This is a genomic window from Bradyrhizobium sp. SHOUNA76 (genome assembly GCF_023006445.1).
Taxonomy (GTDB): domain Bacteria; phylum Pseudomonadota; class Alphaproteobacteria; order Rhizobiales; family Xanthobacteraceae; genus Bradyrhizobium.
Genome location: NZ_JALBHA010000279.1, coordinates 1 through 8,433 on the forward strand (window position 1 = coordinate 1; position 8,433 = coordinate 8,433).

7 protein-coding genes and 1 pseudogene are annotated in these 8,433 nt (G+C 64.9%); 3 read left to right on the forward strand and 5 right to left on the reverse strand.

All coding sequences use genetic code 11. The annotated features are described in order from the left end of the window. Positions 1-858 (reverse strand): aminopeptidase P family N-terminal domain-containing protein (locus tag MOV74_RS24265; RefSeq protein WP_246928260.1); only part of this gene is annotated, 858 nt, incomplete at its 3' end. A gap of 186 nt (positions 859-1,044) precedes the next feature. On the opposite strand from MOV74_RS24265, the gene MOV74_RS24270 reads away from it, so the two are divergent. Next, positions 1,045-1,224, forward strand: coding sequence for a hypothetical protein (locus tag MOV74_RS24270; RefSeq protein ID WP_246928263.1), 180 nt, complete (start codon positions 1,045-1,047; stop codon positions 1,222-1,224). A gap of 119 nt (positions 1,225-1,343) precedes the next feature. Here MOV74_RS24270 and MOV74_RS24275 read toward each other — a convergent pair whose 3' ends face one another. Then, complete coding sequence (locus MOV74_RS24275) at positions 1,344-2,231, reverse strand: 50S ribosomal protein L11 methyltransferase (RefSeq protein ID WP_246928266.1); 888 nt, start codon at positions 2,229-2,231, stop codon at positions 1,344-1,346. A gap of 163 nt (positions 2,232-2,394) precedes the next feature. Between MOV74_RS24275 and MOV74_RS24280 the strand changes: the two genes are divergently transcribed. Further along, complete coding sequence (locus MOV74_RS24280) at positions 2,395-2,550, forward strand: Flp family type IVb pilin (protein ID WP_404979164.1); 156 nt, start codon at positions 2,395-2,397, stop codon at positions 2,548-2,550. Between the two features lie 281 nt (positions 2,551-2,831). On the opposite strand, the gene MOV74_RS24285 is transcribed toward MOV74_RS24280, so the two are convergent. After that, positions 2,832-4,442: an NAD(P)/FAD-dependent oxidoreductase gene (locus MOV74_RS24285; protein ID WP_246928271.1), complete on the reverse strand. Its 1,611-nt coding sequence runs from the start codon at positions 4,440-4,442 to the stop codon at positions 2,832-2,834. A 220-nt stretch (positions 4,443-4,662) separates the two neighbouring features. Here MOV74_RS24285 and MOV74_RS24290 point away from each other — a divergent pair, with 220 nt between their 5' ends. After that, complete coding sequence (locus MOV74_RS24290; RefSeq protein WP_246928276.1) at positions 4,663-6,942, forward strand: class I SAM-dependent methyltransferase; 2,280 nt, start codon at positions 4,663-4,665, stop codon at positions 6,940-6,942. Between the two features lie 147 nt (positions 6,943-7,089). Here the strand turns inward: MOV74_RS24290 and MOV74_RS24295 are convergent, their stop codons facing one another. Both MOV74_RS24295 and MOV74_RS24300 read right to left on the reverse strand, forming a co-directional pair. Then, positions 7,090-8,073: a glycerophosphodiester phosphodiesterase gene (locus MOV74_RS24295; protein ID WP_246928278.1), complete on the reverse strand. Its 984-nt coding sequence runs from the start codon at positions 8,071-8,073 to the stop codon at positions 7,090-7,092. A gap of 72 nt (positions 8,074-8,145) precedes the next feature. Further along, a pseudogene (locus MOV74_RS24300) lies at positions 8,146-8,433 on the reverse strand (L,D-transpeptidase); the annotation flags it as partial.

The window sequence follows — 8,433 nt, forward strand, 5'->3', positions numbered from 1 at the left end:
GCTGTCGAGCGCGATCGATTCGCCGCTCTTGGCCAGCGCCATCAGCGTCGGCGCCATCGCGTCGGGCTCGCGCACGTCGGCGGCCTGCTCGAGATGGTCGCGCGTGAGATTGGAGAGCTTGCGATGGTCGATGAAGATGGTGGGACGTCCGTCTTTCGGCACCAGCGCGTAGGACAGCGGCAGCGGGGTATGGGCGACGTCGGCGCCGCGGATGTTGAAGGTCCAGGCGACCGCGTGGCTGTCCGACAAAACCAGCGCGTCGACACCGAGCTTGCCGATCTCGCTTTTGATCTGCGTCAGCTTCTCAGCCTCCGTAACGCCGGCATGTGCCAGTGTGTGGATGGCGACGGGGGCGAGCGGCGGCTGCGGGCGGTCCTGCCAGATCGCGTCGATTGGATTGCTGTCGACGGCGACCAACTCGGCACCGGCCTTGGCGCATGCCGCGGACAGGCGTTCGGCTGCCGCAAAAGTGTGCAGCCATGGATCAAATCCAAGGCGGTCACCGGCTTTCAGATGCGCCGACACCCAGCTCTCCGGCGGCGGGTCGATCAGCGATTCCACGGCCCAGGCCTTTGCATCGACCTGCTTGGCGGCCTGAAGCGTGTAGCGGCCGTCGACGAACAATGCGGCCTCCCGGGTCAGGACCACCGCGAATCCCGCCGAACCCGTGAACCCGGTCAGCCAGGCCAGCCGCTCTTCCGACGGCGGCACATATTCGTTCTGCTGCTGATCGGCGCGTGGAATGACGAAGCCGGTCAGCTTGCGGCGGGCGAGTTCTTCGCGAAGTGCGGCCAGCCGTGCGGTCAATGCGACGCCGGCCTCCGGCTCCTCGAATGTCTGGAAGTGTGCTTCGAACATGGTGGATCACTTTAGGATCATGGGGACGAGTCCGCAATCTGGGCGCATTTGCGTCGCATCTGGCATGGACCGTGCTTGAAATGGTTCCACTCGAGTCGAGTGGAGTAAGGATGCGGCAGTCGCGCTTTGTCCGGATAACAGGGAAATTCGAGCAGGTGGTTCATCTCAACGACGAGGGGACACACGATGCCAGCATTCACGTTTGAGAAGATTTCGCCGCCGGTGCGTCGGGCTCCCACTGCGGCGGCACCGCAGAAGCCGCGCAGCGTCATCAGCCAGGTGATCGACCGCATCGCCGAGCGCCGCGCAAGGCGTACGTTGCAGGACGAGCAAGCGATGCGCCGCGACGAGAAGCCGGCGGAGTAGCGGCATCGATGATGCCGCAGGGTGGGCAAAGGCGCGAAGCGCCGTGCCCACTATCTCTCTCGGTCGCAAAAAGTGGGTGGGCACGCTTCGCTTTGCCCACCCTACGGCACCTGTGCAGGCTATCCCATCTTCCGCAGCAGCAAGCTGCTCCACCCCTCGATCCGCAGATGCTTCAACGGCGCGAGGCCGCGCGCGCGGTAGGCGGCGATCACGGCGGGGGCCTGGTGCGTCAGCAGGCCGGAGAGGATGACGCTTCCGCCGGGCGCGAGATGCCGCGCCATCGGGCCCGCCAATTGCCTGAGCGGGTTGGCAAGGATGTTGGCCAGCACCAGGTCGAACGGACCGGCCTGGCCAAAATCCGGCGCAGCGAAGCCGGTGGCGCGGATCACCCGCACCAGGTTGCCGACTTCATTCAGCCCCGCATTCTCGGCCGCCACCCGCACCGAGGGCGGGTCGATGTCGGAGGCGAGCACATGGCGGTGCAAGGCTTTCGCCGCGGCGATCGCCAGCACGCCGGTGCCGGTGCCGAGGTCGAGCAGGTTCCTCGGACGGCAACTCTTCAGGACATGGTCAAGCAGCAGTAAACAGCCGCGGGTGGTGCCGTGATGGCCGGTGCCGAAGGCGAGCGCGGCCTCGATCTCGATCTTGAGCTTGTTCGCCGTCACGCGGTCACGGTCGTGGCTGCCGTGCACGACAAAACGACCGGCCGGCACCGGGACGAGATCTTCCAGGCTGGCCTTGACCCAGTCCTTGGCCTCCATCGTGTCGAAGATGAGCGTATCGGCAATCTCATTTCCTGCCGAAGTTACAACGAGTTCGCGCAATAGCACCTGGTCGGGCGCCTCGGCGAAATGCAGCGTGACGTCCCATTGTCCGTCCGGCCGCTCGAAGGCGGCGACCGCCGCATCGCCCTCGAAAAACACCTCGGTGAGCACGTCGACGACGCGCCTGGCGTCGGCCTCGCTGCCGATCGAAAAGCTGGCGCGATGGGTCGGAGAAGGCTGCATTCAGGGTTCCGTTGGGTTCAATTTTTGGAACTTTTGTTCCCTATTTACCGCATAACTTGCGGTTCCCGGGTTAACCGGGGCGTAGGTTGTGTCCCGTACATTTCCGGGTGTCGAATTAAGCCAACACAGCTTGGAATTGAAACGGAGGCGAGACTTGAAAAGCATGATTCAGAAGTTCTGGTCGGATGAGTCCGGTGCAACCGCGATCGAGTACGGTCTGATTGCAGCGGGTATCGCTCTGGCCATCATCACCGTGGTGAACAACCTGGGCACCACCCTGAACGATAAGTTCACTTCGATTAGCACCTCCTTGAAGTAATTTCCGCCCCATTTCCCAGGGGGTGTTGTTTTTCTTTTGAGGCTATTCCTGATCACCGCCCGCGAGGGGAATTCCCCTGGCGGGCGAGGTCGTTTTTTGGTGAGCGCCTTCGATATTCACAGATTGTCCGCTGCTTGCCGGGACGCTATCCACCGGCTTCTCCCGCGATTGCCCCTGCGATCTTCCACCGATTTTCCTCAGGGCGCCTCGACGTTTTGATCGAGCATCCGTCGACCTGTCCACAGACCATTCAACAGCCCGTCCACAAGAGATCCACAGACCTATCCACGGCTTCCGAACAGCGACCGGTGATCCCTCAGGATCGCCTGCGCGGCGTTATGGCCGGGAGCGCCGGTGACGCCGCCGCCGGGATGGGCGCCGGAGCCGCAATGGTAGAGGCCCCTCAACGGCCCGCGATAATCGGCGTGGCCCAGCATCGGCCGTGCCGAGAACAGCTGGTTCAAGGTCAGCGCGCCGTGGAAGATGTCGCCGCCGAGCAGCCCGAACTGCCGTTCGAGATCGAGCGGGGACAGGATCTGGCGGCCGAGCACGCTTCCCGCAAAACCCGGCGCGTATTGATCCACCGTCGCGATCATGAGATCGGCGACCTCGTCGCGATGGTCGTCCCACGACGTTCCGTCGGGAAGCTCCGGCGCGACGTGCTGGCAGAACAGGCTGGCGACGTGCTTTCCCGCGGGCGCCAGCGTGTCGTCGAGCGTGGAGGGGATCAGCATCTCGACGACCGGCTCCCGGCTCCAGCCTTGCGCACGCGCATCGAGATAGGCGCGGTCCATGTAGTTGAGGCTCGGCGCCAGGATGATGCCGGATGAGAGATGATCGCCTTCGCCCGGCAGCGCCGTGAAGGAGGGCAGGCAGTCCAGCGCCACATTCATGCGAAAGGTGCCGGAGCCGTTCTTCCAGTGCCGGATGCGAGCGAGGAAGTCCGCAGGGAGAGCGTCGGCCTCGATCAGCTGCGTGTAGAGCAGCTTTGGATTGACGTTGGCCGCGACATATTTCGCGCGGATCGTCTCGCCGTTTTCCAGCACGATTCCGACGGCGCGGTCGCGCTCGACGATGATCTCGCGGACGCCCGCCTCGGTGTCGATCACAGCGCCACGGTCGCGTGCCGCGCGCGCCATCGCCTGCGTGATCGCGCCCATGCCGCCGATGGCATGGCCCCAGACGCCCTTCTTGCCGTTCACCTCGCCGAAGGCGTGATGCAGCATCACATAGGCCGAGCCGGCGGCGTAGGGGCTGGCATAGTTGCCGACGATGGCGTCGAAGCCGAACAGCGCCTTGACCAGATCATGCTCGAAGCGCTCGTCCAGCATCTCGCCGGCCGAGCGGGTGAAGAGATCGAGCAGGCTGCGGCTCTGTTCCAGGGTGAGACCACGCAGGATGTTGGCGGTCTTCCAGGCGTTGACGCCTTCGCGGACGGCCGCCGCGCCAAAACCGTCGACGAGATTCGGCGGCGCGCGCAGCACGAACTGCCTGAGCACGTCGGCGATGTCTTCCAGCTCGCGTGAAAACCCCTCGAGCGCGGCCGCGTCATGCGCGCTCAGCCGCGCGACTGATGCCTGCGTCCGTCCTTCGCCGGTGAGGAGATAGCTGCCGTCAGGCGCGGGCAGGAAATTCTGGGCGCGCCGTTCGACGACCCGCAGGCCCTGCTCCGCAAGATTGAGGTCACGGATCACCTGTGGATTAAGCAGGCTCACGGTGTAGGCCGCGACCGAATTGCGGAATCCCGGGTGAAACTCCTCGGTGACCGCGGCACCGCCGACCACCTTGCGGCGCTCGACCACGCGCACGCGCAGGCCCGCCATCGCGAGATAGGCTGCGCAGGTGAGGCCGTTATGGCCAGCGCCGATGATGACGACGTCGGTTTCGCTCATGAGGAATGCAGAGCCCAGTCTAGTGTCATTCCGGGGCTCGCGAAGCGAGAACCCGGAATCTCGAGGTTCCGGGTTCGATGCTTCGCACCGCCCCGGAACGACCCTCTAATATCAAGCAATCCTCACTGCAACATCACAACCCCCTTTATTGCCCGTTCAGGCGCCTTGTGCTCCATTGCGCGCGTCCGGCGCCCGCCGGGGAATGTTTGCCGGAGCGCTCATGGATTCGATCGTGCAACCTGCCGCCACGGAGCAGCCGTCTTCGTCGCGCAACCGGCTGCTGCTGACGGTTTACACCGCGGCGATCTTCGTCAGCGCGCTGCTGTTGTTCTCGGTGCAGCCGCTGTTCACGAAGATGGTGCTGCCGCGGCTCGGCGGCTCGCCGGCGGTGTGGTCGGTGGCGATGGTGTTCTTCCAGTCGCTGCTGCTGGCGGGCTATGCCTATGCGCATCTGCTGATGCAGGCGAGGCGCCGGATCGTTCCGGTCGCGGTGCATCTGGTGCTGCTGATTGCGGCCTTCGCCACCCTGCCGCTCGGCATCGCCTCCGCCTATGGCGAGCCGCCCGCTTCGGGCTATGCGTTCTGGCTGCTCGGCCTGTTCGTGGTCTCGATCGGCCTGCCGTTCTTTGCGCTCGCCGCGAACAATCCGCTGCTGCAGGCCTGGTTCGTCCGCACCGGCCATCCGGCCGGACACGATCCCTACTTCCTCTATGCCTCCTCCAACATCGGCAGCTTCCTTGCGCTGTTGTCCTATCCGTTCCTGCTGGAGCCGATATTCACGCTGCACACGCAGAACCGGTTCTGGACCGCCGGCTATGGCCTGCTGATCCTCCTGATCGGCGCCTGCGGTGTGCTGTTGTTGCGCTCGCCGAAGCTGGCTGAGGTCGATGCGCGAGCCGAGGACGCGCATGCGCCGGCGCCGGGCTTCGTGACGCGGCTGCGCTGGATATTCCTCGCCGCGGTGCCGTCGGGCCTGCTCATCGCCGTCACCGCGCACATCTCCACCGACGTCGCGGCGGCGCCGCTGCTATGGGTGCTGCCGCTGTCGCTGTATCTGCTCACTTGGGTGGTGGTATTCCAGTCGCGGCCGCTGTTGCCGCACAAATGGATGCTGATGCTGCAGCCGGTTGCGATCGCGGGCGTCGTCGTCCTGCTGGCCTTCGGTGGCGAGCAGAACCTCCTGCTGACGCTCGGCGGTCACCAGCTCTGCTTCTTCGTCATCGCCATGGCGTGCCATGGCGAACTGGCGCGGACCCGACCGGCCGCCAAATATCTCACCGGCTTTTATGTCGCGCTGTCGTTCGGCGGCATGGTCGGCGGCCTGTTCGCGGGGCTGCTCGCGCCGTTCACCTTCTCGTGGATCGCCGAATATCCGATCCTGATCGCGCTTGCTGCGCTGTGCCGGCCGCTTGCGAACGAGCGGCTGGCGGACATCGTCAAATGGTATTGGCTCGCACTCGCCGCGCTCGCGGTGGCGCTCGTCGTGCCGTCCACCACCACGGGCGGCCTCTCGACCTGGTTCGAAGATCACCGCGTCTGGGTCGCTGGCAGCGTCGGCGTGCTCGCGGCGCTGCTCGCGCTGGCGCTCAATGCCGGCCGCTGGAAAATCTTCGCCACCGTCGCGCTCGCGCTGGCGTTGATCCGGGTCTATCCGGCGGACGAGGGCCGCGTCACCACGGTGCGCAGCTTCTTCGGCGTGCACAAGATCGTGGTGACGCCCGGTGGCTATTTCCATGTGCTGATGCACGGTACCACCATCCATGGCGCCGAGCGTTTCCGCAACAATGACGGCACGCCGGTCGCCGGCCGGCCCGAGCCGATCACCTATTATCACAAGGATGGCGGCATCGGTCAGGCCGTCAGCGCGATCCGCGAGCGCAAGGGTGCGCCGCTCAAGGTCGCCGCGATCGGCGTCGGATCGGGCACGCTCGCCTGTGCCGCCGCGCCTGGCGAGGACTGGACATTTTTCGAGATCGACCAGTCGATGGTCGATGCCGCGCGTGACCCCAAAAATTTCCGCTACATCTCGAGCTGCATGCCGGACATGAAACCGGTGATCGGCGATGCGCGCCTCACCTTCGCCAAGGAGCCCGACGGCGCCTACGACCTCATCATCGTCGATGCCTATTCGTCGGATGCAATCCCGATCCATCTCGCCACCGAAGAGGCGATGAAGATCTACAAGGACAAGCTCGCGCCGCATGGTGCCGTGGTCATGCACGTCTCCAACCGCCACCTCGATCTCGAGACCGTCGTGGTCGGCATTGCGGATGCCAACGATCTCAAGAGTTGGGTCTTCAACGAGGATTCAGGACGCGATGGTGACTACATTTTCTCGACCGACGTCGTCATCTCCGCGCGCGAGGATGCCGATATCGGCCGGCTCGCCGCCTCCAAATCATGGGAGCAGACCGAAGCCGACGACAGGGTGCGGGTCTGGACCGACGACTATTCCAACATCCTGGGCGCGTTGTATCGGCGCTTGAGGGACGGGGAGTAGAGCTGCAAGTCTGGGTGCTTTGTGCCCCGGCGCTGCGCAGCACAAAGTGATGCGCTGCAGATCCGGGGCCCATGGCGCAGGGTTCTGGGTCCCGGCTCTGCGGAGCAGCGTTGCACGCTGCACCGCGTCCGGGACACGAGAGCGATTCTACGGCTCGACCGGCGTCCCCGCCGGCAGCGCAATTCCCTTCTCGCCCGCGACGGCTCTCAACAGGTCCGGCCTGTCCGAGATAATGCCGTCGGCACCGAGCTCGATCATCCGCGTCATGTCTTCGCGCTTGTTGACCGTCCACACCACAACGCGCAATCCGAGGTCGTGGGCCTCCGAGATGAGCGCGGCGGTCACATCGCCGAAATAGGGCGACCAGATCGCACCGCCCGCAGCCTTGATCGTCCGCGGCAGCGAACCGCCGTGATCGGCCGGGCTGAAGCCCGCCGTCCAGTTGGTGGCCTTGTCCAGCGCCACTGTCTGGCCTGAGCCGCGCTGGAGCGTCAGGTACACCGTCGGGATCTTCGGAGCCTGCTGCTGGACGAGCTGCAAGGTTCTCCAGTCGAAAGACTGGATCATGACCCTGTCGGAAAAGGTTTCGGTCTCGATCAGTCCCAGCAGCTTCGCGACAAAGGCTTGCGGGTCGAGGGATTGGTCCGGATGGTTCGGATCGATCTTGGTCTCGATGTTCAAGCGCGCACGCGAGTTGCCGGATTTTCGTACCAGCGCGAACAGCTCGCTCAAGGTGGGAATGCGTGTCCCCGGCAGGGCCCGCTGGTCGGGGAATTGTTTCGCATAGGCGCTGTCCGGCCGGATCTGGCCGACGTCATAGGTCCTGACCTCGTCGAGCCGCAGTTTTACCAAGGGCGTGCCGGGTGCAGTTATGTAGGCGCCGCCGACACCGCGGGCGAGATCAGGATTGAGCCCGCGCTCATGCGAGACGACGACCGCGCCGTCCGCGGTCACGCCGACGTCGAGCTCCAGCGTGTCCACGCCCATCGACAGCGCGTTGGCGAAGGCGGGCAGGGTGTTTTCCGGCAACAGCGCCCGCCCGCCGCGATGCGCCTCGAGGTCGAATCCCATGGCTTGTCCCGCCATCAGAATCGAGAACACGGTCACGATGGTCGCGGCACGTGATGGCATGGTGCCTCGAAGCGATATCTGCTGCTCGTGCTAATCGGCGAGAGCGGTCGATGGCGACCGCGGACGGTCGCGTCAGTTCTGATAGTAATAGCCGCGTGGCTGATAAACCTGCCGGGGCTGTGGCTGATAATAGCCCTGCTGGCCGTAGCCCTGATTGTAATATTGCTGCGGCTGCTGCTGATAGACCTGCGCGTCATAGAGCGGGCGGTTGGCCGAGCGCGGCGCGGGATAGCGCGCGCCGGTGTCGCTGCCGTCGGCGGGATAGATGTAGTTGTCGTCCTGCGGCATGTAGCGGCGGGCGGGCTGCGCCGGCGGCGTCAGGTTCACGGGATCGCCTGTGGTGGCGTATTGCTCCTCAGT

Excerpts from the sequence above, each read along its gene's own strand:
- MOV74_RS24295 (WP_246928278.1), bottom strand. The coding sequence starts at position 8,073 with ATGCCATCACGTGCCGCGACCATCGTGACCGTGTTCTCGATTCTGATG.
- MOV74_RS24285 (WP_246928271.1), bottom strand. The coding sequence starts at position 4,442 with ATGAGCGAAACCGACGTCGTCATCATCGGCGCTGGCCATAACGGCCTC.
- MOV74_RS24275 (WP_246928266.1), bottom strand. The coding sequence starts at position 2,231 with ATGCAGCCTTCTCCGACCCATCGCGCCAGCTTTTCGATCGGCAGCGAG.
- MOV74_RS24270 (WP_246928263.1), top strand. The coding sequence starts at position 1,045 with ATGCCAGCATTCACGTTTGAGAAGATTTCGCCGCCGGTGCGTCGGGCT.
- MOV74_RS24280 (WP_404979164.1), top strand. The coding sequence starts at position 2,395 with ATGATTCAGAAGTTCTGGTCGGATGAGTCCGGTGCAACCGCGATCGAG.
- MOV74_RS24290 (WP_246928276.1), top strand. The coding sequence starts at position 4,663 with ATGGATTCGATCGTGCAACCTGCCGCCACGGAGCAGCCGTCTTCGTCG.